Source organism: Pseudomonas sp. 10S4 (assembly GCF_034344865.1).
Lineage (GTDB): Bacteria > Pseudomonadota > Gammaproteobacteria > Pseudomonadales > Pseudomonadaceae > Aquipseudomonas.
Map to the genome: position 1 here is coordinate 6,704,067 of NZ_CP133774.1, position 24,004 is coordinate 6,728,070.

At 60.2% G+C, this 24,004-nt stretch carries 21 protein-coding genes and 1 pseudogene; 10 read left to right on the plus strand and 12 right to left on the minus strand.

Features of this window, described 5'->3' with window-relative positions; genetic code table 11:
- Nucleotides 1-128 precede the first annotated feature (128 nt).
- Nucleotides 129-1,298 carry a class C beta-lactamase gene (gene ampC / locus RHM58_RS31445; RefSeq protein WP_201256206.1) on the plus strand — a complete coding sequence of 390 codons (1,170 nt, stop codon included), beginning with the start codon at nt 129-131 and terminating at the stop codon, nt 1,296-1,298.
- A gap of 321 nt (nt 1,299-1,619) precedes the next feature.
- A complete protein-coding gene (locus tag RHM58_RS31450; protein ID WP_322269119.1) occupies nt 1,620-2,414 on the plus strand; it encodes an SDR family NAD(P)-dependent oxidoreductase in 795 nt (264 codons plus the stop codon).
- Nucleotides 2,415-2,532: 118 nt separating this feature from the next.
- On the opposite strand, the gene RHM58_RS31455 is transcribed toward RHM58_RS31450, so the two are convergent.
- The gene (locus tag RHM58_RS31455; protein WP_201256200.1) at nt 2,533-3,096 is read right to left on the minus strand and encodes a DUF4174 domain-containing protein; all 564 of its coding nucleotides are present in this window, start codon (nt 3,094-3,096) and stop codon (nt 2,533-2,535) included.
- A gap of 227 nt (nt 3,097-3,323) precedes the next feature.
- On the opposite strand from RHM58_RS31455, the gene RHM58_RS31460 reads away from it, so the two are divergent.
- Entirely contained in the window at nt 3,324-3,791 is a 468-nt protein-coding gene (locus RHM58_RS31460) for a GNAT family N-acetyltransferase (RefSeq protein ID WP_322269120.1), read from the plus strand.
- Nucleotides 3,792-3,954: 163 nt separating this feature from the next.
- Here the strand turns inward: RHM58_RS31460 and RHM58_RS31465 are convergent, their stop codons facing one another.
- From RHM58_RS31465 to RHM58_RS31480, 4 genes and pseudogenes are all read right to left on the minus strand, one after another.
- A complete protein-coding gene (locus tag RHM58_RS31465) occupies nt 3,955-4,554 on the minus strand; it encodes a biliverdin-producing heme oxygenase (RefSeq protein WP_201256199.1) in 600 nt (199 codons plus the stop codon).
- Between the two features lie 391 nt (nt 4,555-4,945).
- Nucleotides 4,946-5,731 carry a sulfite exporter TauE/SafE family protein gene (locus RHM58_RS31470; protein ID WP_201204772.1) on the minus strand — a complete coding sequence of 262 codons (786 nt, stop codon included), beginning with the start codon at nt 5,729-5,731 and terminating at the stop codon, nt 4,946-4,948.
- Nucleotides 5,732-5,951: 220 nt separating this feature from the next.
- Nucleotides 5,952-7,167: pseudogene (locus RHM58_RS31475) on the minus strand (MFS transporter).
- Nucleotides 7,168-7,237: 70 nt separating this feature from the next.
- Nucleotides 7,238-7,975, minus strand: coding sequence for a hypothetical protein (locus tag RHM58_RS31480; protein ID WP_322269121.1), 738 nt, complete (start codon nt 7,973-7,975; stop codon nt 7,238-7,240).
- A gap of 274 nt (nt 7,976-8,249) precedes the next feature.
- Between RHM58_RS31480 and RHM58_RS31485 the strand changes: the two genes are divergently transcribed.
- The 3 genes from RHM58_RS31485 to RHM58_RS31495 all read left to right on the plus strand — a co-directional run bounded on the left by RHM58_RS31485 (nt 8,250) and on the right by RHM58_RS31495 (nt 11,011).
- Nucleotides 8,250-9,398, plus strand: a complete 1,149-nt coding sequence (locus RHM58_RS31485; protein ID WP_201204775.1) for an aldose epimerase family protein — start codon at nt 8,250-8,252, stop codon at nt 9,396-9,398.
- 292 nt (nt 9,399-9,690) lie between these two features.
- Nucleotides 9,691-10,512: an aldo/keto reductase gene (locus tag RHM58_RS31490; RefSeq protein ID WP_201204776.1), complete on the plus strand. Its 822-nt coding sequence runs from the start codon at nt 9,691-9,693 to the stop codon at nt 10,510-10,512.
- A 28-nt stretch (nt 10,513-10,540) separates the two neighbouring features.
- Nucleotides 10,541-11,011 (plus strand): DUF1810 domain-containing protein, encoded by a 471-nt coding sequence (locus RHM58_RS31495; RefSeq protein WP_201204777.1) that lies wholly within the window; start codon nt 10,541-10,543, stop codon nt 11,009-11,011.
- Here the strand turns inward: RHM58_RS31495 and RHM58_RS31500 are convergent.
- Nucleotides 10,976-13,336 carry a DNA polymerase II gene (locus RHM58_RS31500; RefSeq protein WP_322269122.1) on the minus strand — a complete coding sequence of 787 codons (2,361 nt, stop codon included), beginning with the start codon at nt 13,334-13,336 and terminating at the stop codon, nt 10,976-10,978. The two genes, RHM58_RS31495 and RHM58_RS31500, sit on opposite strands and share 36 nt — an antisense overlap.
- Before the next feature lie 188 nt (nt 13,337-13,524).
- On the minus strand, nt 13,525-14,352 hold the full coding sequence (locus RHM58_RS31510; RefSeq protein ID WP_322269123.1) for an SDR family oxidoreductase: 828 nt from the start codon (nt 14,350-14,352) through the stop codon (nt 13,525-13,527).
- A gap of 215 nt (nt 14,353-14,567) precedes the next feature.
- Between RHM58_RS31510 and RHM58_RS31515 the strand changes: the two genes are divergently transcribed.
- A complete protein-coding gene (locus RHM58_RS31515; protein ID WP_322269124.1) occupies nt 14,568-15,476 on the plus strand; it encodes a LysR family transcriptional regulator in 909 nt (302 codons plus the stop codon).
- Between the two features lie 93 nt (nt 15,477-15,569).
- Nucleotides 15,570-16,010, plus strand: coding sequence for a CBS domain-containing protein (locus RHM58_RS31520; RefSeq protein WP_201204781.1), 441 nt, complete (start codon nt 15,570-15,572; stop codon nt 16,008-16,010).
- A 175-nt stretch (nt 16,011-16,185) separates the two neighbouring features.
- Here the strand turns inward: RHM58_RS31520 and RHM58_RS31525 are convergent, their stop codons facing one another.
- Complete coding sequence (locus RHM58_RS31525) at nt 16,186-16,809, minus strand: glutathione S-transferase N-terminal domain-containing protein (protein WP_201256196.1); 624 nt, start codon at nt 16,807-16,809, stop codon at nt 16,186-16,188.
- Between the two features lie 146 nt (nt 16,810-16,955).
- Between RHM58_RS31525 and RHM58_RS31530 the strand changes: the two genes are divergently transcribed.
- On the plus strand, nt 16,956-17,750 hold the full coding sequence (locus RHM58_RS31530; protein WP_322269125.1) for a DUF4349 domain-containing protein: 795 nt from the start codon (nt 16,956-16,958) through the stop codon (nt 17,748-17,750).
- A 184-nt stretch (nt 17,751-17,934) separates the two neighbouring features.
- Here the strand turns inward: RHM58_RS31530 and RHM58_RS31535 are convergent, their stop codons facing one another.
- On the minus strand, nt 17,935-19,026 hold the full coding sequence (locus RHM58_RS31535; RefSeq protein ID WP_322269126.1) for a DUF1615 domain-containing protein: 1,092 nt from the start codon (nt 19,024-19,026) through the stop codon (nt 17,935-17,937).
- 189 nt (nt 19,027-19,215) lie between these two features.
- Between RHM58_RS31535 and RHM58_RS31540 the strand changes: the two genes are divergently transcribed.
- Nucleotides 19,216-20,751 (plus strand): FAD-dependent oxidoreductase, encoded by a 1,536-nt coding sequence (locus RHM58_RS31540; protein WP_322269127.1) that lies wholly within the window; start codon nt 19,216-19,218, stop codon nt 20,749-20,751.
- A gap of 170 nt (nt 20,752-20,921) precedes the next feature.
- Here the strand turns inward: RHM58_RS31540 and hemB are convergent, their stop codons facing one another.
- From hemB to RHM58_RS31555, 3 genes are all read right to left on the minus strand, one after another.
- Nucleotides 20,922-21,896 carry a porphobilinogen synthase gene (hemB, locus tag RHM58_RS31545; RefSeq protein ID WP_201204806.1) on the minus strand — a complete coding sequence of 325 codons (975 nt, stop codon included), beginning with the start codon at nt 21,894-21,896 and terminating at the stop codon, nt 20,922-20,924.
- 238 nt (nt 21,897-22,134) lie between these two features.
- The gene (locus tag RHM58_RS31550) at nt 22,135-22,977 is read right to left on the minus strand and encodes a PhzF family phenazine biosynthesis protein (protein ID WP_201256192.1); all 843 of its coding nucleotides are present in this window, start codon (nt 22,975-22,977) and stop codon (nt 22,135-22,137) included.
- Between the two features lie 24 nt (nt 22,978-23,001).
- A complete protein-coding gene (locus RHM58_RS31555; RefSeq protein ID WP_322269128.1) occupies nt 23,002-23,700 on the minus strand; it encodes a glutathione S-transferase family protein in 699 nt (232 codons plus the stop codon).
- Between the last annotated feature and the right edge of the window lie 304 nt (nt 23,701-24,004).

Consider the following 24,004-nt stretch of genomic DNA (forward strand, 5'->3'; position numbering starts at 1 on the left):
CTAATGGCTCGTGCGAAATATCATCGGTTGTCGATCAGCGGCGCACTGCCTAAATTTGCCTCGCCGTTCACCGGCCGGTGGCGGGCAGTCTACCGCTTAGCCGAACCAATTCGCATGGAATAGAACCAATGACGGACACAATCACCATGACCAGACTGACTATTTTCGGGGCTTGCGCAGCATTACTCAGCGCTGGCCCGTGCTTGGCGCAAGGTCAGACAGACCAGCAGATTCAAAGCGCGGTCGACGCCGCCATTCGCCCCATCATGCAAGCCCAAGGCGTTCCCGGCATGGCCGTGGCAGTGACCATCGATGGCAAGCCGCATTACTTTAACTACGGCGTCGCCAACAAAGAAAACGCCCAAGCGGTCACCGAAAACACCCTGTTCGAAATCGGCTCGGTAAGCAAAACCTTCACCGCCACTCTCGGCGGCTACGCCCAGGCCACCGGCAAACTGTCCGTTACCGATAAGGCCAGCCAGGTCTTGCCGGCGTTGCGCGGCAGTGCGTTCGATAACGTCAGCGTGTTGCAACTGGGTACTTACACCGCCGGTGGATTGCCGTTGCAGTTCCCTGATGCGTTCGATCACGCAGATAAAATGCTCGGCTACTTCAAACAGTGGAAACCGGTGTATGCCGCCGGCACCCATCGTCAATATTCGAACCCCAGCATCGGGCTGTTCGGGTATCTGGCCGCGCAAAGCCTGGGCCAGCCTTTTGATGAGGTGATGGAGAAGACGCTGTTGCCGAAACTCGGGTTGAAGCACACCTACCTCAAAGTGCCGCAAGATCAGATGGAGATTTACGCTCAGGGCTATGACAAGAACGACAAGCCTGTGCGCGTCAGCCCGGGGGCGCTGGACTCTGAAGCATACGGTGTGAAAACCAGTGCGGCGGACATGATTCGGTTTGTTGAGGCGAACCTGAAACCTTCGGGACTTGAAGCGCCAATGCAGAAAGCCATTGCAGCGACTCATACCGGTTACTACACGGTTGGTGACATGACTCAGGGCTTGGGTTGGGAACGCTACACCTACCCGATCACCCTCGATAAATTGCTGGCCGGTAACTCGACGCCGATGGCCATGGAAGCGCATAAAGTCCAATGGCTGAACCCGCCGCAGCCTGAGCCAGGCAGTGTATTGATCAACAAAACCGGCTCTACCGGTGGCTTCGGTACTTATGTTGCGTTCGTGCCCGCCAAAGACATTGGTATCGTGATCCTGGCCAACAAAAACTTCCCGATCCCGGAACGGGTCAAGGCTGCTCATCAAATCCTGAGCGCACTGGCCGAATAATCCCCGGCACCGTTCTTTTGTGGTGTGGTTACCCATCAAAAAATGGATTGTGGCGAGGGGCTTGCCCCGTTGGGCTGCGAAGCAGCCCCAAAACCAGCAACCGCGCCCCTTCAGACACACCTCAGCGCAGGTTTTACGACTGCTGTGCAGCCGAGCGGGAGCAAGCTCCCTCGCCACAGGGGTGGTTACCAATCAAATAACCGGTTGGAACGCGACCTTGTGGTCAGGGAGTTAGTGCAGGACACAAGTTTAGCGATCTCTTGAACTAGGCTAACCGCCACGCAGTCATCCCTCTTATCTCCCTTCAAGAGCGATCCCTCCATGAACATCGATCTCTCCACCAAAACCGCCCTTATCACCGGCTCCACCCAAGGCATCGGTTTTACCATCGCCAAAGGCCTGGCCCTGTCCGGTGCCGAGGTGGTGATCAACGGCCGCAAGCAAGACGCTGTCGACGCCGCTGTCACCCAACTCAAGCACCTGCTCCCCTCCGCCAACGTGCGTGGCATCGCTGCCGATGTCGGCACCGCCGAGGGGTGTAAAGCGATGGTCGCGGCGCTGCCCCGCGTGGATATTCTGGTGAACAACGTCGGGATCTACGGTCCGCAGGATTTCTTCGAAACCGACGATGATGTCTGGGAGAAGTTCTTCGAAGTGAACGTGATGTCCGGGGTGCGGCTGTCCCGGGCCTATCTTCAGGACATGGCCAAAAACGGTTGGGGCCGGGTGGTGTTTATCTCGTCCGAGTCGGCGCTGAATATTCCGGCGGACATGATTCATTACGGGTTTACCAAGACTTCCAACCTGTCGATTTCCCGTGGTTTGGCCAAGCGCATGGCCGGCACCGGGGTGACGGTGAATGCGGTTCTGCCGGGGCCGACGTTGTCCGAGGGTTTGCAGGACATGCTGAAGGATGCGCAGCAAAAATCCGGTGAGCCGATTGAAAAAGTGGCGGCGGACTTTGTGATGGCAAACCGTCCGACGTCAATCATTCAACGGGCGGCGAGTATGGAGGAAGTGGCGAATATGGTCGTTTATGTGGTGTCGCCACAGGCGTCGGCCACTACCGGCGCGGCGCTGCGGGTCGACGGCGGAGTCGTGGACACCATCGCCTGACCGGGTCACCACAAAACCTGTGGGAGCGGGCTTGCTCGCGAAAGCGGTGTGTCAGGCAACATCAATACTGAATGTTCAGCCGCTTTCGCGAGCAAGCTTCGCTCCTACAGGTGATTAATCAATCATCCGGCTGCTCAACCGGTTTGGCAGGCTTGGCCGGTTTACCCGATTTGGTGCCCTTGGCCCCTTTGGTCGTGGCCGGTTCGGCAGCTACTGGTGGCGGGGTCGGCGGCGCAAGCTCTTTCTCGGCCGCCGGCAGGGCGTCGATGGTGTCGAAGACTTTCTTCAAGTCGACTGACTTCGATTCCTCCCCCGAACTCTCAAGCTTCGTCTCGCCATCCTTGCCCACCAGGATGACTTTGGGCAACGCCCCGGCACCGAGTTTCAGCGAACGGATGAGCGCCATGGTGTCCTGCTGGCCGAGATCCTTACCATCAAGCTGACCGAACATGTTCAACACGCTGTAGACCTTGATATTGCGCTGGGCGATCCCCTGTTTGTTGGCCGGATCCTCCAACGACTTTTTCAGGCTCACCCAGACCGGGTCGACGGTACTGGGTGCGATTACGATTAGCGGTCGGGCCCTGCCCACATCCGCAGCCAGGGGTGAGTCGCTGTCGGCGGCGAACAGGGGGCCGGCGAATGCCAGCAGAGTAGCCAGGGTCAATGACCTGATGAGCATGCGCATCTCCTTTTGATATCCACGCTCTAATGATTGCGCATCGCGGCGATCGTTCCGGGTGACGATCCACGAATATGTTTCGCGTTGACCAAAGCTTAGGTCAGGGCCGGCATTGCGCAACAGACTGTGAAGGATTGTGAGCAGCAATTGATTACGGTTTATGTGCGCTTTATGGTGGAGTTCCCGGCCTGCGAACGCATCGTCGGCACCCGGAAAAGGAGTTTCAGTTGGCCATTCATCTCGACTACCTCTGCGATCACCCCGCCCTGATCGCCGAATTCGCCGAACTCAATTTCAACGAGTGGGGCCATTACAAACCCGGCAATACCCTTGAGGCACAAACCGAACACATGCGCGCCAGTTGCGGCAGAGGTTCGGTGCCGACGGTGGTGGTGGCCATCGAAGACTCGCAATTGCTTGGCGGCGCCCTGCTGCTGGCCCACGATCTGGACTCACGCCCGCAGTTGACGCCTTGGCTGGCCGGGGTCTACGTCAAGCCCGAACACCGTGGCCGAGGAATTCCCTCGCAACTGGTGACACGCATTGTTGAGGAAGCCGCGCAGGTCGGTGTGCCGGAACTCTATCTGTGTACCCCCAACGCTCAAGCGCTGTACGCCAAACTGGGCTGGGAAGAAATTGAAGAAGTGGACGACAACGGCCTGGTCACGGTGATGAAGCGCAGCACTGCGCCTTGATCAACACCGAGAGCTATCTGTGGTGAGGCGTTTGCCGATGATCAACTCAGGTTCACTCAGCGTCAGCAGCACGCCTTGGGGCCGGATCGCTCCCGGAATGCGGATCGATCGCCTCACTGACGCATTGGGCGAGCGGTATCGAGTTGCCCGGCGCTCAGGCGGCTCATTGCAACACCTTACAGTTCTCAAGCCAGTCCTCGAACGCCTTGAAGGTCGCCTCGGCCGCCACCACCGATTGCGCACGTTCGGCAGGGTTACGTACTTCATACAGACAGGCCAGAAAGCCTCGCCACATCATCAAGGTCGACGCGCCATACACCGCGAAAAACCGCCCACCTCGGTGTTCATCAATCCCCAGGCGCGAGTACAACCCGTTGCGTAGGGATTGTCCGCCCAGGGTTGCGCCCTCCAGGACATACAACACGCCCAGTACGTCAGCAACCGTGGTGATTTTCAGGGAAAACCGGCACAGGGGAATCGCCACAATCTCATCCACATCCAGGCCCAATGCATTCAGGTCGGCTTCCAGGGAGGGGGTTTTGCTGCGAATCAGCCAGTTCAGGTCAGGAATGGTCATTGCCAGTTGGAACAGCAGGTTTTCCAGTGGCCGATAGAAACCGTAATAGGCTTCGATCAGTCGGGTATAGAGGCTTTGATCAGCCGTATAGAACGGGATGCGTTTATCCAACAACTGGTGCTGCTGGGTGGTGGCGATGCGCAGCTCGCTGAGAATCAGCGGCAGGCTTTTTGGCGGGGCGGTCATGACAACGCGTCGAGGCAATACCAGGCGGTGTGGAGTTGATGCTCAGCGGCGTCGATTAACGCGTGCACATGTCACCTCTTCCTGATCAATCACGGGGGAGTGCCGACAGGTCATCCGCGCATGAATGAAAGGCAGGCTTTGCACCGTAGCATCTATGTGCGGGGAGAAGGGGTTGTTTTTCAGGCACTCCGCAGTGAAAAAACTGATTGTTTTGTCAGGAGCAATCTGTGGCGAGGGAGCTTGCTCCCGCTGGGTCGCGAAGCGGCCCCAATCCAATCGCCTACGATCCTCCAGAAAGACCGCGCTGGCCGTATTACGACTGCTCCGCAGCCGAGCGGGAGCAAGCTCCCTCGCCACAGGTCATGGTTAGATCAACAGGATTTTGGGTGGATCAAAACGCCAATTTATAGCCGATCAACACCAGCATCGTCGCCAGGCACGGGCGCAGCAGTTCGTCGGAAATGCGGCCGGTCAGGTGGCTGCCCAGCCAGATCCCGGGAAGCGAACCGACCAGCAGGAAACCCAGCACATGCCAATCCATATTGCCCATGCTCGCATGGCCAAGGCCAGCGACCAGCGTCAGGGGCACGGCGTGGGCGATTTCCGTGCCGACCAGGCGGCGGGTCGGCAGCAGCGGATAAAGGATGAACAGCGCCACGGTGCCCAAGGCGCCGGCACCGATGGAGGTCAGGGCAACCATCGTTCCGAGGATCAGGCCAGTGATGACCGTCAGCACGTTCAGGCGCGTGCCGCTGGGGTTGTAGTTGCCACCGGCGCGTTTGTGAGCGAAGTCGAGCAGGCGTTTTTTGAAGAAAATCGCCAGGGCTGTGGCAAACAGCACGAAGCCCAGGGCTTGCTTGATGATGGCGTTCATCGCCTCGGGCGCGGTGTGCAGGCTGCTCAGAAACCACAGGGTCATGGCCACCGCTGGCACGCTGCCGAGGGTCAGCCAACCGGTGATTGCCCAATCGATGTTCTTGTTCTTGCGGTGCACCAGCACGCCGCTGGATTTGGTGATGGCCGCGTACAGCAAGTCCGTGCCTACCGCGGTGGCCGGGTTGACGCCGAACCACAACAGGATCGGCGTCATCAGCGAACCGCCGCCCACGCCGGTCATCCCGACGATAAAGCCAACCACCAAGCCTGCAACGACTAATCCGAAATTACCGAAATCCATTAACACGCCCACAAAAAACGCATGAAAAAACTGGTCCGCAGCATAGCGATTTTTCTTATAACTACTTATATCGATGCGGTCTATCGTTATGTCTAAAACCCAGAAAACACATCAATCCTGTAGGAGCGAAGCTTGCTCGCGAAGGCCGTGTCAGTCGATACAGAGGTTGAATGATGGTCCGCCTTCGCGAGCAAGCTTCGCTCCTACATGGATTGGGTTGTCAGTGCACCCGCCGTCCTGGCTTGAAGCTGTGGTGGCGATTGATCCACACCGTGGCGAAGGCAATCAGCGACAGGACCAGCAGTGCCCATGGAAATGAAATGACCCCGACGCGGTCCAGCAGCAGGCCACCAAACAGGCCGCCCCCGGCGATGGCGACGTTCCAGGAGGTGGTGAGCATGGCTTGCACCACGTCGACGTGTTCACCCGCCGAGTCTGCCGCCGCTGTCAGCAACAGCGTGGCCGAGCCGCCAAACGACAGCCCCCACACCGCCACGCAGGCACAGACCACCCACGGCGACGACATGGCCACGGCCAACACCAGCGCCGTCAATGCAAACACCGCCAGGCTGATCAACGTCAGTTTGCGCAACCAGCGGTCTACCAGTACGCCAGTGATCCAGATCCCCGCCAGCGAACTGATGCCGAACACCAGCAGCACCAGGTCCACCCGCTCGCCCAGCCCGGACTGCACCAGGAACGGCGCGATATAGGTGTAAAGAATGTTGTGCCCGAGCATCCACGTCAGCACGACGAATAGCACCGGCCGTACTCCCGGCATGCGGAACACCTCGGCCAGGGGCAAGCGCTGGGTGTCGGTCTGGCCGGGTTTGTCCGGCACAACCAGCACAATCCACGCCGCCAGCCCCAGCGCCAGCGCCGACATGATGCCGAACGAGGCACGCCAACCGATCAGGTTGCCGAGCCAGGTGCCCGCCGGGGTGCCCAAGGACAGCGCAATCGGTGTACCGAGCATCGCGATCGCCAGGGCCCTCGCCCTGCAAATGCGTGGGTACCAGCCGCCGCGCATACCCGGCCATGATTCCCCAGGACAACCCCGCCGCCATCCCGGCCAGAAACCGCGAGACCAACGTCACACCGTAATGGGTCGACAGCGTGGTGATGGTGTTGAACACCAGAAACCCGCCAACGGTCATCAGCAGCACCGGCCGACGGCGCCAGCCACGGGTGGCTACCGTCAACGGAATAGCGGCCACCAGCGAGCCGAGGGCATAGAGCGTCACGAGTTGGCCGGCCAGCACCTCACTCACGCCTAGCCCGGCACCAATTTGTGGCAGCAGGCCGGCAGGCAAGGTTTCGGTGAGGATCGCGATGAAGCCGGTCATGGCGAACGCCAACAACGCGGCATAGGGCAGTTTGTCCGTGCGAGTGCTGCGTTCCAGCAGCCCACGTTCGGCGGTGGCGTTGTCGGTCATGACGTCTGCGGCTCCTTCCAGTCAATGTTGACGGAAAATTGTATACAAAACCCGCGCCACTCTACCCGATTCACTGCACCGGCAAGAAATTCAAAAACAACAGACTCTGCGCATAATTCAAACCGATGCGCCGATAACGCTCGTCCAGCAGCTGGGTCAGCAGGTCCAGGCGCGCGACGATCTTGCCGAATTCCACGGCGAAACTCAGGTTGCTGCCCTCCTCCGAGATTTCGTTGGAGAACAGCAACGGTTCGCCATGCTTGTTTTGCCGTTGGCTCAGGATCCACGTGGCTTTCTCGATGTTGCGCGCGGCGTTGCTGACGAAGACCGGGTTGATCGCGTCGGTCATGTAGAACTCCAGCCGATTGCCGTGGGCGGTGACCAGCATGCTGCCGATGGCATAGATGAAAGCGCCGACCCGGTCACCCAGAAACTCCGGGCTCATCGCGTAGCTCAACGCCGCCAGGTCTTTTTTGCCGCCCAGGGTCGGCAATGGCTCTTGCTGTTCGATGGCCATGCGCACCTGTTTTTCAGCCGTGCGGGCATCGAGGAAGCCGGATTTCTTCAGCTCTTCGGGGTTACGCAGATAGAGTTTGCTCATCAGCAGATAGAGGCTTTGCAGGTTGTCGTGCATCGACAACGTGGCCATGCGATCAACGCTGGTCTGGAGAAATTCCTGTGGTTTGCCTTCACGGAACTGGTTGATGACATCACTGCCCTGCTGCTGGCTGCAACCGCTGGCGAGGAGCATCGACAGACACACCAGCAGGCGAACTCGGGTTTTCAGGTGGGGTAAGACTCGAACCATGGGTGATTGGGCTGACACATTCCTGCGCGGCGGAAGTCGCCGCAGCCTGGCCATGGATAGAGCCGGTTAATTCAGAAAAGTGCAGTGTCGACGGCATCCGGGCGATCTATGGTCATGAGCACCAACAGTTTAGTCAGACTTTACAATTGAAATAGTTGCCTTATCAGCTATAAATCCAGATCAACACATCCTTTAGTATGACTAGTGAGCCATTCCTCACAACTGACTGTCAGATTTGAATACCCACTGAAAACAACAAAAAGGAAGCTCAGCCATGCTTCAACCCCGCTTTCTGCTTTCCGCCCTTGGACTGTCCCTAATGATCGCCACTCTACCCACCTACGCCACCGGCCTGTCCAGCGAGCACAAAGCTTTCGGCAAGACCAATGACGGCACACCCGTCGAGCAATACATCTTGCGCAACAGCCATGGTCTGCAAGCCACGGTCATTACCTACGGCGCCACGTTGCAATCGCTGAAAGTGCCGGACAGAAACGGCAAGGCCGAAGACATCGTCCTGGGTTTCGATAACGTCCAGGGTTATCAGGCTGGCACCGCGTATTTCGGCGCGACCATTGGCCGCTATGGCAATCGCCTGGCCAATGGTGCTTTTGAACTGGACGGCCAACACTATCAAGTGCCGAAAAATGACGGCCCGAACTCCTTGCACGGAGGCACTCAAGGTTTCGACAAACACGTCTGGAAGGCTGAGCCGAGCAAAACCGATGATTCGGTGGGCGTCACCCTGACGTACCTGTCGAAGGACGGTGAAATGGGCTTTCCCGGCAACATGAAAACCGAGGTGACTTACAGCCTCACCGAGAAGAACGAACTGCGCATTGAGTACAAGGCCAGCACCGACAAACCCACCGTGCTGAACCTGACCAACCACAGTTATTTCAACCTGGCCGGCGCGGGCAATGGCGATGTGCTCAAACAACTCGTCACGTTGCACGCCGACCATTACACCCCGGTCAACGACAAACTGATCCCCACCGGCGAACTGCTGGCGGTCAGCGGCACGCCCATGGACTTCACTCAACCGACGGCCATCGGCAAAAATATCAAGGCTGATCATCCGCAGTTGAAGTTTGCCGAGCCAAAACAAGGTGGTTTTGATTTCAACTGGGCTCTGGATGCCGAGGGTGACGTAGGTCAACTCGCTGCCGATGTCCTCGACCCGGCCTCCGGCCGCCGCTTGCAGCTCTACACCACCGAGCCGGGCGTGCAGTTCTACACCAGCAACTTCCTCGACGGCACGGTCAAGGGCAAGGCTGGCAAGGTTTATCCGCATTGGGGCGCGTTCACCCTGGAGACCCAGCATTATCCAGACTCGCCGAATCAGTCGAATTTCCCGAGTACGCGGTTGGATCCGGGCAAGACGTATACCCAGAGCACACTGTTCAAATTCTCCACCAAATAACCCCCGGTTGACGCAATCCCTGTAGGAGCTGATCTTGCTCGCGAAGAGGCTGTGTCAGTCGGCATCACTGTTGAATGATCAACCGCATTCGCGAGCAAGCCCGCTCCCACAGTTGTTCGGTGGTGAACCGGGCATTCATGAACAACCACTATCCCCTGCTCGAGATAGCGGAGTGTCTGGCGACATAGATCCATCAAAGAACTGCGTCCTGCCTGCTGGAGCACGACGGAACCCATGGGCTAATCTGCTGCCCACTGAAGTATCCATCGCGTTTCCAAAAAGGAGGTTTTTCATGCGGACCCTTGAACTGGCTGGCGTCAACGTACCGGTCATCGGCCAGGGCACTTGGCGCATGGGCGAGGATCGCTCGGCGCACCGTAATGAAGTCGCGGCCCTGCGCCAGGGCATCGAACTGGGCATGACCCTGATCGACAGCGCCGAAATGTACGCCGAGGGCGGTGCTGAAGAAGTGGTCGGTGAAGCCATCGCAGGTCTTCGTGACAAGGTCTTTCTGGTCAGCAAGGTCTACCCGCACAACGCCAGCCGCAAAGGCATTCCCCAGGCCTGTGAGCGCAGCCTGCGGCGCTTGAACACCGATTACATCGATTTGTACCTGCTGCACTGGCGCGGCCAATACCCACTGGAGGAAACCGTCGAAGCCTTCGAACGCCTGCGCGAAGACGGCAGGATCGGTCGCTGGGGCGTGTCCAATTTCGACCTCGACGACTTGCACGAACTGGCCTCACCGGCCTGCGCCACCAATCAGGTGCTGTACAACTTGGAAGAGCGCGGCATCGAATTCGACCTGTTGCCCTGGAGCCAGGCACACAATCTGCCGACAATGGCCTACTGTCCGATCGGCCAGGGTGGGCATATGCTGGTGAACTCGACGCTCAAACAGGTGGCCGCCCGTCACGGGGTAACACCGGCCCAGGTAGCGCTGGCATGGATACTGCGTCAGGACAGTGTCATTGCGATTCCTAAAGCGGTCCGACCCGAGCACGTGACGCTCAATGCGCAAGCGGCGCAGTTGAAGCTGGAAGCTGCGGATCTGGAGGCGCTGGACCAAGCGTTTCGCGCGCCACAACGTAAGCAGCGGTTGGCCATGGTCTGAGCCATCGCGACCTGTAGAGGGCTTCGGAATGAGAAGCACCGATCAGCTCGACTCGTTCAATCTGCCACGCTTTGTCCAGGCACAGGACCCGGTGTTCGAGTGGGTTCAGGAGGAGCTACGCGCCGGCCAGAAACGCCGGCACTGGATGTGGTTCATCTTTCCGCAGATTGCCGGGCTCGGCGGCAGCGAAATGTCCCGCCATTTCGCCATTGGTTCCGCCGAAGAAGCGGCGGCCTACCTCAAGCATCCACTGTTGGGCGCACGGTTGCGCACCTGCACCCAGTTAGTGCTGAACCTGAAAAAACGCTCGATTGCCGAGATTTTCGGCCATCCCGATGATCTCAAGTTTCACTCCTCCATGACCCTGTTCGCCCAAGTTGCCCCCGACGGCAGCCTGTTCCATCGGGCGCTGGATCAATTTTTCCATGGCATACAGGATGACTGGACGCTGTCGCTGCTGGACCTAAAACAGGCCCAACTGCCCACCAATCAGCGTTGAGAAGTCGTCATCGACGAACGGCAGGATCGCGTCGGCCACCGGTTGCAGTTGCCGGGTGACGTAGTGGTCGTAGTCAATTGGCGCACTGCGGATCTCCAGCGGCTCCGGCCCGGCGACGCTGATCACGTAGCTGATCCAGCCGCCATTCTGGTATTGCTTCGGGCGGCCCTGCTGTTCGTTATAGGCGTCGGCCATCCGCGCCGCCCGCACATGGGGCGGCACGTTGCGCTCATATTCGTCGAGGGTGCGGCGCAGTCGCTTGCGATAGACCAGGCGGTCGTCGAACTCACCGGCGAGGGTCTTGCGCACGTAGTCGCGCACATAGTCCTGATACGGCTGGCGATGGAAGATCCGCGAGTACAGCTCCTGCTGAAATTGCCGGGCCAGCAGCGACCAGTCGGTGCGTACGGTTTCCAGGCCCTTGTAGATCATTTCGTCAGTGCCGTCAGCGCGGGTGACCAACCCGGCGTAACGCTTCTTGCTGCCCTCCTCGGCCCCGCGAATGGTCGGCATCAGGAAGCGTTTGTAGTGGGTTTCAAACTGCAATTCCAGCGCACTTTCCAGACCATATTGCTGCTGCACATGCTCACGCCACCACTGATTGACGTGATCCACCAAAGCGCGGCCGATCTGCGCCGCTTCTTCCTGACCGTGGGCGCGGCGTAGCCAGACGAAGGTCGAGTCGGTGTCGCCATAAATCACCGCGTGGCCCTGGGCTTCGATCAACTGCCGGGTGCGCAGCATGATTTCATGGCCACGCAGGGTGATGGATGAGGCCAGCCGCGTATCGAAGAACCGGCAACCGCTGGAACCGAGCACGCCGTAAAAAGCGTTCATGATGATTTTCAGGGCCTGGGACAGCGGCGCGTTGTGTTCACGCTTGGCGGTTTCGCGACCTTCGGCGACCCGCGCGACGATGGCCGGCAGGCAATGCCGGGTTCGGGAAAAACGCGCACCGCGAAAGCCGGGTACCGACTCACTGTCGTCAGGGTGCTTGAGGCCCTCGATCAGCCCTACCGGGTCGATCAGGAAGGTACGGATGATCGACGGATAAAGGCTTTTGTAGTCGAGCACCAGCACTGACTCGTACAACCCCGGTTGCGAGTCCATCACAAAACCGCCGGGGCTGGCCTGGGGTGGTTTGCCGCCGAGGTTCGGCGCGACGAAGCCCTGACGGTGCATCAGCGGCATATACAGGTGCGTGAACGCCGCCACCGAACCGCCGCTGCGATCCGCCGGCAAACCGGTGACGCTGGCCCGTTCCAGCAGGAAGGTCAGCAACTCGGTTTTGGCGAAGATCCGCGTGACCAGTTCGCAATCCTTGAGGTTGTAGGTGGCCAGCGCCGGTTTGTCTTCGGCGAACATGCGGTTGATTTCGTCCATGCGCTGGTACGGCGTGCTGATCGCCTTGCCTTCGCCGAGCAGGGTTTGTGCGACGTTTTCCAGGCTGAACGAGGGGAAGCTCCAGGTCGCCGAACGCAGGGATTCGATGCCGTCGATGATCAAGCGCCCGGCCGCCGAGGCGAAGTAATGATTGCGGCTGCCGTGCTCGCGCCACTGCATTTCTTCGCCGCCACGCCCCAGTTTCAGCGGCACCGCAAGGCGCCGGGCGTGCTCGTGGAGGACACGCAGGTCGAACTGCACGACGTTCCAGCCGATGATCGCGTCGGGATCGTGTCGGGCGAACCATTCGTTGAGTTTTTTCAGTAGCAGGGTTCGGGAGTCGCAGTATTCGAGCTGGAAATCCACCGCGCGGGCGTCACCGTTGGGTGGGCCGAGCATGTACACCTGACGCTCGCCGCAGCCTTCCAGCGCGATGGAATAGAGTTCGCCCTGGGCGGTGGTTTCGATGTCGAGGGACACCAGTCGCAGATTCGGCCGGTAACCGGGGGCCGGTTTCATTTGCGCGTCGAGCAGCAGGCCTTCGGCGTTGGGTGTGCCACCGAACTGCACGGGCGCGGTGATGAAACGCTCCATCATGTAGCGTTCCGGCGGGCGCACGTCGGCTTCGAACATCTCGACCCCGACCTTGCGCAGCGCGGTTTCCAGCCGCATCAACTGGCCGTGCTGCTGGCAATACAGGCCGAGCACCGGACGATGCTCGAAATCCAGCAGGGCCAAGGGCCGCAGTTCGACGTTCTTTTCCCCGCGCAACACGGTTTCGGCCTGCTCGCGCTGCTCCGCCGGGATGAAGGCCACCGACGGTTGATGAGGCAGGCGGATGCGCCGGGGACCGGCATCGGTCGCCAGCCAGAACTCGACTTCGGTGCCGGCCGGGGTATCGCGCCAATGCCGGGTCAGGACGAAGCCCTGCTGTAAATCCACCACTGCAACCTCGAATCTGATTCAGGGCGCAATTCTACGCGTCATTGCCGGGGATAGCGCTCTCGGCGAGGTGGATGCGAAACCTGTGGGAGCGGGCTTGCTCGCGAAGGCGGCGTGTCAGTCGACGATGATGGTGGCTGACACGCCGCTTTCGCGAGCAAGCCCGCTCCCACAGTTTTCGCTTCATGTCACAGGTCAGCGAACTTCCCGCGCATCATCGCCATGTATTCAAATTCCGATGTTTCCCGCCGTGCTTTCACCAGTGGCTCGATGTCCTGGGTCGCCACATAGCGCAACCGGTCAGTCCCGTCACTGGCTGCATCAACGATCACCTGCGCCACGTCCTCGGAGGTGGCCAGGCGTTCGCCGCGCAACCCTTCGAATACCTTCATCGCCGCCCCGACAAAATTGTCGTAAGCCCTCGGCGCGTTCAATTGCGCAGCCTCAGCTGCCGAGCGCGAACCAAACTCAGTGCTGACCACCCCGCCCGGCTCGACGATTTTCACGGTGATGTTCTGCGACGCCAGTTCATAGGACAGCGACTCGGAAAACCCTTCCAGCGCAAATTTGCTGGCGGTGTAGGCCGAAATCATCGGCAACCCAAACACCCCGGCACCGGAACTGACATTGATGATCACCCCGGCCTGGCGCTGACGAAAGTGCGGCAGGATCGCCCGGGTCACGTCCATCACGCCGAAGACGTTGACGTCGAACTGCTCGCGGATCTTCTCCCGGGATGTCCCTTCGAACACACCGAACAGGCCGAAACCCGCGTTGTTGACCAATACATCGATTGCACCGAAGCGCTCGATCCCCGCCGCAATGGCGGTGCTGATACTGCCGGCGTCCTGGACGTCGAGACGGGTCACCAGCACGTTTTCAAGGGTGGCCAGTGGGGCGCCGGCAGCGGGGTTGCGCATGGTAGCCACGACGTTCCAGCCAAGGGCTGCGAACAGTTGCGCGGCGGATTGGCCGAAGCCGGTGGAGGCGCCGGTGATGAGGACGGTCTGGGTCATGTGAAATTCCCGATTAAAAATGAGATCCCCTTGTGGGAGCGGGCTTGCTCGCGAAGAGGCCGTGTCAGTCGACATCAATGTTGAATGTCAGTCCGCTTTCGCGAGCAAGCCCGCTCCCACAAGAGATTTGCGGTGGGTCAGATACCAAGGTAGGCCCCAGCCGTCCTTCAAACAATCGGGCTAATATGGGATGAACTGATGCAGGAAACAGCACAATGCAGAAGATGGGTTTATTGGAACTCAACGCCGTGGTCGCCGTTTCAACCCACCGCAGTTTCCGCCGCGCGGCGGATGAACTGGGTATGTCGCCCTCGGCCATGAGCCACGCCATTGCTGCGCTGGAGCAGCGCATGGGCGTGCGTCTGTTCAATCGCACCACCCGTAGCGTCTCGTTATCGGAGGCCGGCGAGCAGTTCCTGGCCCGGGTGCGGCCGGCGCTGCACGAGATCTCGGCGGCGATGGAGGCCGTGAACCAGTTTCGCGACACACCGAGCGGCACCCTGCGGATCAACGCCACTGAAGGCGCGGTGCAGATGCTCATGACCCCGGTGGTGGTGGAATTCCTCAAACGTTACCCGGACATGCGCCTGGACATCGTCACCGACACCGCGTTGGTGGACATTGTCGCCGACGGGTTCGACGCCGGTATCCGCCTGTCCGACAGCGTCCCCCTGGACATGATTGCCGTGCCCTGTAGCCCGCCGCTGAAGTTTGCGGTGGTCGGGTCGCCCGACTATTTCGCCCGCCATCCCAAACCCCGTTCACCGACGGATCTGGCTGGGCACAGCTGCATTCGCACGCGGTTTGCCAGCGGCACGCTATACCGTTGGGAATTCGAAAAACGTGGCCAACAGCAGATCATCGACGTCAACGGCCCGCTCACCCTCGACAGCCATCAACTGATCGTCGACGCCGCGCTTCAAGGTGTAGGGCTGGCCTGTACCAACGAACATTCGATTGCCGGGCATCTGGCCGCCGGTCGGTTGATTCGGGTGCTGCAAGACTGGTTGCCGCCCTACCCCGGCCTCTGTCTCTATTACCCGGCCAACCGACATGTTCCCGCCGGTTTACGCGCGTTTATCGAGCTGGTTCGCGAGGTTTTCGGAAGAAAAACCGCCAAATGACGTTTTTTGCGTGTTATCTGCCGCTTTGCGCCTTGCCCTGCGCGCTTGGGTCTACGATTCTTCAAGAACAACGACAACACCTGAGAAGCCGCCATGAAAACCGTCGCCCAACTGCTCAAGTTGAAAGATCAGAAGAATCAGGAAGTGCACCAGATCAAACCCGACCACATGGTGCTCGAAGCACTGATGAAGATGGCCGAGAAGAACGTCGGTGCCTTGCTGGTGGTGGAGAACGACGAAGTGCTGGGCATCATCAGTGAGCGCGACTACGCGCGCAAACTGGTGCTGCACGGCCGCTCTTCGGTGGGCACCCCGGTACGCGACATCATGGCGTCCCCGGTGATCACCGTCGACACCCACCAAACCGTCGATACCTGCCTGGGTATCATGTCCGACAGACGCCTGCGCCACCTGCCTGTGGTGGAGAACGGCAAGTTGCTGGGCTTGCTGTCCATCGGTGACCTGGTCAAGGAAGCGATTGCCGAACAGGCGGAATTGATTCGTCAGTTGGAGCAGTACATTCGCGGGGAGTGATCGGGCGCGATCTCACTAAACCGCAAATCCCTTGTGGGAGCGGGCTTGCTCGCGAATGCGTTGTGTCAGCCGCCATCATCGTCGACTGATGCACCGAATTCGCGAGCAAGCCCGCTCCCACATTTGATTTTCGGTGGTCTCAAGGACAATCAGGGCAGTTGATCGGCGGTACGGTTCAGGTCGGCCAATGCCGGGCAAAGACCGGCGCCAAGGTCGGATGCCGATCAATCCGCGTCAGCCAGGCGTAAAAACCCGGTCTGGCACTGCGTAAATGCTCCCGGCTCCCGGCCCAGCGCGTCACCACTGCTGCCAGCACATCCAGCGCTCCCGGGATCTCGGCGCCCAGGTACAGCTCACCGGAAAACTGATCGGCAAACACCTCCCAACTCCAATGCAATCGCGCACGAGCGCCGGCCATGAGGTTTTCCCTGGACGATTCGTCAGCCTCGGCCAACCAGCGTTCGGGGTAGTCGATGAGGCCTATGGCCTGATAGCAATTGCAGATGATGTAGACCAGGCCGCGAATGGCCTGATCCCGCTCTGCCGGGTTGTCTGGCAGCAGGCCCGACGAGGGAAAAGTCAGCCCCAAGTGAATGAGGATCGCCGCGCTCTCGGTCAGAGCACTGCCGTCAGGCAGCTCCAGTGTCGGGATCTGCTTCATCGGGTTGAGCTTTTCCAGCGCATGGGCCGCCTCTGCGGAACCGGCGACATCGATAAACCGATAAGGGATCGCGCAGAGTTCGAGGGCCGCTTCTATCGCCGCCGCGCCGGAGTTCTGTTGTCCGTAAAGCTGATACATGTCGCGCCCTCCCGGCGAACAAACAATCAGTGAGTAGACGATGGGGCACGGAGCAGGTTCGCTGCCATTTGGCCGAATGATGCAGGTAAGATGCGCGCTCCCGGGGCGCACTGCTGACGTCCCGCTGCACACCTCAAGGATCGAACATGCGCCAACCGGATGGCAAACCTGCCTCAATGCCTCGCGTCTATTGGTTTGTACTGGCCTGCCTGGCCCTGAGCGGCTGCTCGCCAAGCGAACGGTCGTCATCGGCCAGTCTAGCCGGTGAACAGGGACGTGGCGGCGCGATGCTCGCTTATGAGCACCAATTGCAACTGTTGCTGCCCCAAGCGCAAATCGCGCCGCGCTTACAGGCCACCCGCGAGGCCTGCGAAACCGCACGTTTCGGTGCCTGTAACGTGTTGCGCATCGAGCAAGGTGCCGGCCGCGCCGAAATCACCTTGCGCATCGCCCCCGCTGGCGTCGAACCGTTGGTGGCGATGGCTGCCGAGGGCGGCGAAATGGGCCAGCGAGTCACTTCTGCCGAAGACCTCGCCGATGCGGTGGATGACACCCGCCGCCGCCAGGAACGGCTCAAGGCTCAGCAGCAACGCCTGGACGAACTGGCGAGTCGCCGGGACATCAGCGTCACCGACCTGATCGCCCTGAGCAAAGAGCAGGCCGGCATCGAAAACGAGCTGCAAGCCCTGGCCCAGGTCGCCGCTGGTCAGCAGCGCCGACTGGACACCAATCGGGTCACGCTGTCATTCCAGCCGACCGGCGCCAGCAGTCGCTCGTCGCACCTGAGCCGGGCGTTCAGCAATCTGCTGGACAACCTCGCCGATGGCGCCGTCGATGCGCTGGAGAAAGGCAGTTACGCGCTGCCGTTCCTGATCCTGGCCTTCCCGTTGTTTATGCTGTGGGTTTGGCTGTGGCGCAAGTTTGTGCGTCGTCGCCCGTGAGTCAATAGCAAAGGTCCGATACAAACCCTGTGGGAGCGCGCCACTCAGCCATGCATCGCAACCATCATTGCCGTCAATGAATGGTTTTAACGCAGCAATCAACGAAAAGCCCGGCCTTATCAGCCGGGTTTTTTATGCCTGTGGCAACCCGACATTCATGCGGTGCCTGGGCATTGGTTAAAGATCAACTCCCCTTCGCCATACACCGCTGATAACGCTCATCAACCCGCTTGGCAAACCATGCCGTGGTGAGTTTGCGGGTGATCTTCGGGCTGTGCAGTTCGATCCCCGGCAACATCGCACGCGGCAACGCCCGGCCTTCGGCCTTCTCGGCCAGGGCGAAGACTTTCCGGTAGAGCGCCGTGTCTTCAAATTCCAGGGTTTGGCCCTTATTTAACTGATCGCGAATCGTCGGATTGCGCATGCCCAGTTGCTTGCCGAGGGTGCGCACCGCCAGTTCCGTGGTGCCGGGCATGATCGAATCGTAGCGGATCACGTCACCGTCCAGCGCCAGCGGGATGCCGGACGCGCGACTGAGCGCATTTTGGAATGCCGCATTACGGCTGGCGTACCAACCGGCATTGAAATCGGCAAAGCGATACAGCGGCTGCTTGTAGCTCACCGGGTAGCCGAGCAAATGGGCAATGCCGAAGTACATGCCGCCGCGACGGCTGAACACCTCATGGCGAATCGAGCCCGTCACCGGATAGGGATAATGGCGTGTCTCCTGCTCGGCGAATTCGACGCTGACCTGCATCGGCCCGGCGGTGTGCACCGGATTGAACCCACTGAACAAGGTCCGGCCCATGGGCACCATGCTGATGAAGTCATCGAAGATTGCGCTGAGTTCTTTTTCGCTGCGGGCGGCATTGAGTCGGTCGCTGTAGCTTTTGCCGCTCGGTGAACGGACTTGCAACGCAGCGCTGACCAGCAAACTGGGGATGTGCACCTTGGCGGCGCGGCGATCGATCTCGTCCCGGGCGATCTTGCCCAGGCCCGGCACGGTTGGGTCTACCTGGAAGGTCGATTCCTGCTCGGTGACGGCCAGGACCGCGCAAAGGTTTTGCGTGGTCGGTGAAATGTCCTGGGCGACAAACGCTGCGTAGATGTCCGTCGCCCACCCTTCGCGGTCGGCGGTCTTGGCCGGCAACAGGCGCACGATCTGCGCCTTGACCTCGGCAGGTTTGCGGGGCGGCGTTTCCTGGGTGCGCTGAGTACCGCAACCGGCCAGGACCAGCAAGGCAGCGAGGCTCGTGATCAATCGGTGGGCGTGCATGGTGCTCCATCAAATCCGTTTAGCCGGGTTAACCATACGATCAATGGCATGGCGCAGGCTATGACTGTGGTCACGTCCGACTGTTCCCCCGAAGTATTTGGCCCGCTCCCACAAGGGTTTTGTATTCACCCAGCCTGATCGCCCTGTCTGAACCATACTTGCCCAACACACCCCTCGGAGAATGGCCCCATGAACCGAAGCGACGTGTTGATCATCGGCGCCGGCCCGACTGGCCTGGTGCTGGCGCTGTGGCTGAGCAAGCTCGGCATCCGCGTGCGCATCATCGACAAGACCCTCGCCCCCGGCACCACCTCGCGCGCCCTGGCCGTCCAGGCCCGGACCCTTGAGTTGTATCGTCAACTCGACCTCAGCGACACCATCGTGCAAAACGGCCATCGGGTGGCGGCGGCGAATTTCTGGGTCAAGGGCGAAGCCGTGGCGCGCCTGCCGTTGACCCGCATCGGCGAGGGCCTGACGCCCTACGCGTTCATGGAAATTTTTCCCCAGGACGAACACGAGCAACTGCTGATCGAACGCCTTGAAACCTTCGGCATCACCGTGGAGCGCAATACCGAACTGGAAAACTTCAAGGAAACCAGCGACGGCATCAGCGCGCAGTTGCGCCTGCCCGATGGCCGACAGGAAACCTGCGAGGCCTGCTACATCGCGGGTTGCGACGGCGCCCGGTCGATTGTGCGCAAGACTCTGGACAGCGGATTCCCCGGCGGCACCTACCAGCAGATTTTCTACGTCGCCGACGTGCAGGCCAGCGGCCCGGCGTTCAACGGTGAACTGCACGTGGACCTCGATGAAGCGGACTTTCTCGCAGTGTTCCCGTTGGCCAGCGAAGGTCATGCCCGGCTGATCGGCACTGTGCGCGATGAGCGCGCCGAGCATGCCGAAACCCTAAAATTCGAAGACGTCAGCAGCCACGCCATCGAGCATCTGAAAGTGCAGGTCGAACAGGTGAATTGGTTCTCGACCTACCGGGTGCATCATCGGGTGGCGGAATTCTTTCGCAGCGGCCGGGCGTTTCTACTCGGCGACGCCGCCCACGTCCACAGCCCCGCCGGTGGCCAGGGCATGAACACCGGGATTGGCGACGCGATCAACCTGGCCTGGAAAATCGCCGCAGTCCTGAGCGGCGGCGCCACCTCCAAATTACTCGATAGCTACGAAACCGAACGCATCGCCTTCGCCCGGCGCCTGGTGTCCACCACCGACCGGGTGTTCAGCTTCGTCACCGCCGAGGGCAAAGTCGCCGACCTGCTGCGCACGCGCCTGGCGCCATTTCTGATCCCGAAAATGGCTTCGTTCGCGGCAACGCGCGAATTCCTGTTTCGCACGGTGTCGCAGATCACCCTCAACTATCGCGGCATGCCGCTGAGCGAAGGCGTGACCGGGCAGGTCCACGGCGGTGACCGCTTGCCCTGGGCGCACGATGGCGAAGGCGATAACTACGAACCGCTGAAAAACCCGACCTGGCAGGTGCATGTGTACGGCGATACCAGCGACGAAATGATCGCCTGGTGTATCGAGCATCATTTGCCGCTGCACGTGTTCGACTGGCGGCCAGCGTTTGACACGGCGGGGTTGGCGCGCAATGGGTTTTATTTGCTGCGCCCGGATACGTATGTGGCGATTGCCGATAACAGCGCGGACCCGAAAGTGATCGAGCGGTATTTCCGGGATCATGGGATACGGTTGTTTTTTGGGTCCCACTGACCCAACACATCTCAAATGTGGGAGTGAGCCTGCTCGCGATAACGACAGCATATCCAACATCAATGTGACTGATCCGCCGCAATCCCGAGCAGGCTCGCTCCCACAGGTGGCTGCGTCGTTCACAGGAGTTGCGTCCAACATCAAACAACTGTGGGAGTTTGCGGTGGTCGTTAGATCCCGGCCAAGGCCAGATCCATCGCGAAGTAGGTGAAGATCAAATCCGCCCCCGCCCGCTTGATCGCCCCAAGGCTTTCGCGCACCACGCGGTCTTCATCAATCGCTCCGGCCTGGGCGGCGAACTTGATCATCGCGTACTCACCACTTACCTGGTACGCCGACAGCGGCAGACGCGAGACTTCGCGGATGTCGCGGATGATGTCCAGGTACGCGCCGGCCGGTTTGACCATCAGCGCATCGGCGCCTTCCTGTTCGTCCAGCAGCGATTCGCGCACGGCTTCGCGGCGGTTCATCGGGTTCATCTGGTAGCTTTTGCGGTCGCCTTTCAAAGCGCTGCCGCCGGCCTCACGGAACGGGCCGTAGAGTGCCGAAGCGAACTTGGTCGAATACGCCATGATCGCGGTCTGGGTGAAACCGGCCTCGTCCAGCGCCCGGCGAATGGCCCGGACCTGGCCGTCCATGGCCGCCGACGGAGCGATCACGTCCGCGCCGGCCCGGGCCGCCGCCACGGCTTGTTTGCCGAGATTGATCAGGGTCTTGTCGTTGTCGACTTCATGGTTGTGCACCACGCCGCAGTGGCCGTGGTCGGTGTATTCACAGAAGCAGGTGTCGGACATCACGATCATTTCCGGCACGGCGTCCTTGGCGATACGCGACATCCGCGACACCAGGCCGTTGTCGTTCCAGGTGTCGCTGCCACTGCTGTCCAGGTGATGGGACACGCCGAAGGTCATCACCGATTTGATCCCGGCACGGGCATAGCGCTCGATCTCCCCGGCCAGTTTCGACTCCGGAATGCGCATCACACCGGGCATGCTTTTGATCGGGACGAAATCGTCGATTTCTTCTTCAACAAAAATCGGCAGCACCAGATCGTTCAGGCTGAACTCGGTTTCCTGGAACAGACTGCGCAGGCTCGCATTGCGGCGCAGACGGCGTGGACGAGCTTCGGGGAACTGGCTGGACATGGGTTTTCCTGAAAGACAGTGACAAGACGAAAGTCGTAAGGGGTGAAGCTTATGCCCTGTCAGGTGCAGGACACAAACCTCAGGGAAGAAACAGACCCTTACAGGCCTGACAATAATCACTGTGGGAGCGAGCTTGCTCGCGATGACGGTTCCAAAGCCACAATGTAAGCGACTGACAGACCGCTATCGCGAGCAAGCTCGCTCCCACAGTGGATTTGTGTTGATTCCACGGGTTTTGTTACAGCTTCAGGGTCCCGTCGATGCAGGTCACCACCGCGCCGCCGATCCAGATCTCATTGCCCACCTGATCGACCTGAATCCGCCCTGCGCGGCCCATGGTCAGGCCCTGGCTGACCACGTAAGACGCCGGCGCCAGCCCTTCGCCGAGCAGCCATTGGGCGATTCCGGCGTTTAGGCTGCCGGTGGCCGGGTCTTCCGGCATGCCGTCGCCGGAGATGAACGCCCGCACTTCGAACTGTGCGTCAGCGCCATCGCGCTCGGAGTGCCAGGGTGCGATAACGCCGACGGCCAGGCCGAGCATTTGCGAATGATCCGGTTGCAAATCGAGCACCTGCTGCCGATCCTCGACCATCACCACCAGCCAGCCGGCGCCGTTATCGACCCACTGCGCCCGAACAATCGAGCCTTTCTCCAGCCCGAGCCCGAGCCGCACCCGTTCTAACAGGTCAACGTCCAGCGGACCGGTTCTCAGCAACGGCGGCGCGAGGAACGCCAGCTCCGCGCCTTGCCGGCGAACGCGCACCAGACCGACGCCGCACTCCTGAATGATCTCCTCGCCCTTGGGTACGCCGCCGGCTTCAAGCCAGGCGTGACAGGTGCCCAAGGTCGGATGACCGGCGAATGGCAGCTCCGACAGAGTGGTGAAGATCCGCACCCGATAGTCGGCGCGCGAATCCCGGGGTTCGAGCACGAACGTGGTTTCGCTGAGGTTGGTCCAGGTCGCGAACGCCGCCATTTGTTCATCACTGAGCTCGTCAGCGCCGAACACCACCGCCAAAGGGTTGCCTTTGAGCGCAACGCGGCTGAAGACATCAACTTGCTTGAAAGGAAATGAGCGCATGGCCGTCCCTGGTCTTGAAAAGGGTTACTTGGGAATTTCCAGCCCACGCATTACCGCCGGCCGTGCCAGGAAGCGCTCCAGCACTCGCGTAACGTTGGCGAAGTTCTGGATACCCACCAAATCGCCGGCCTCATAGAAGCCGATCAGGTTGCGCACCCATGGAAACATCGCGATGTCGGCGATGGTGTAGCGCTCGCCCATGATCCAGTCGCGCCCTTCCAGACGCTCGTCGAGGACCTTGAGCAGCAGTTTGCTTTCCTCGACGTAGCGATCACGGGGCCGTTTGTCCTCGTAATCCTTGCCGCCGAATTTATTGAAAAAACCAACCTGGCCGAACATCGGCCCGATACCGCCCATCTGAAACATCAACCACTGAATCGTCTCGTAGCGCGCCGCCGATTCCTGGGCCAGCAATTGGCCGCTCTTGTCGGCGAGGTAGATCAGAATCGCCCCGGACTCGAACAGCGGCAGTGGCTGGTCCCCCGGACCGTGAGGGTCGATGATCGCCGGGATCTTGTTGTTGGGGTTCAACGACATGAACTCGGGTGACAACTGATCGTTAGTCTCGAAGCCCACGCGGTGCGGTTCGTACGGCAAGCCGATCTCTTCGAGCATGATCGAGACCTTGACGCCGTTGGGGGTCGGCAGGGAGTAGAGCTGAATCCACTCAGGGTACTGGGCCGGCCATTTACCGGTAATCGGGAACGCAGAGAGATCGGTCATGGGAGCATCCACGCAAACATTGAAGCTGCTGATCATAATGTAGGAGCTGCCGAAGGCTGCGATCTTTTGATCTTGATCTGTTCGACATTGTTGAAGGTCAAGTTCAAAAGATCGCAGCCTTCGGCAGCTCCTACAGGGACCATTCAGTGCATAGATCTGCCAACGTCCATAAATCCGCAACATCCTGTCGATAACCTTCCGCCACCCCGTCAAAGGTTGTCGCTAAAGTGCGGCGAACCCGCCGGGATCGAACCAAAGGGCTTCAGGGGACTCTGAGCACTGCCCATTACGGAGACGGACCGGC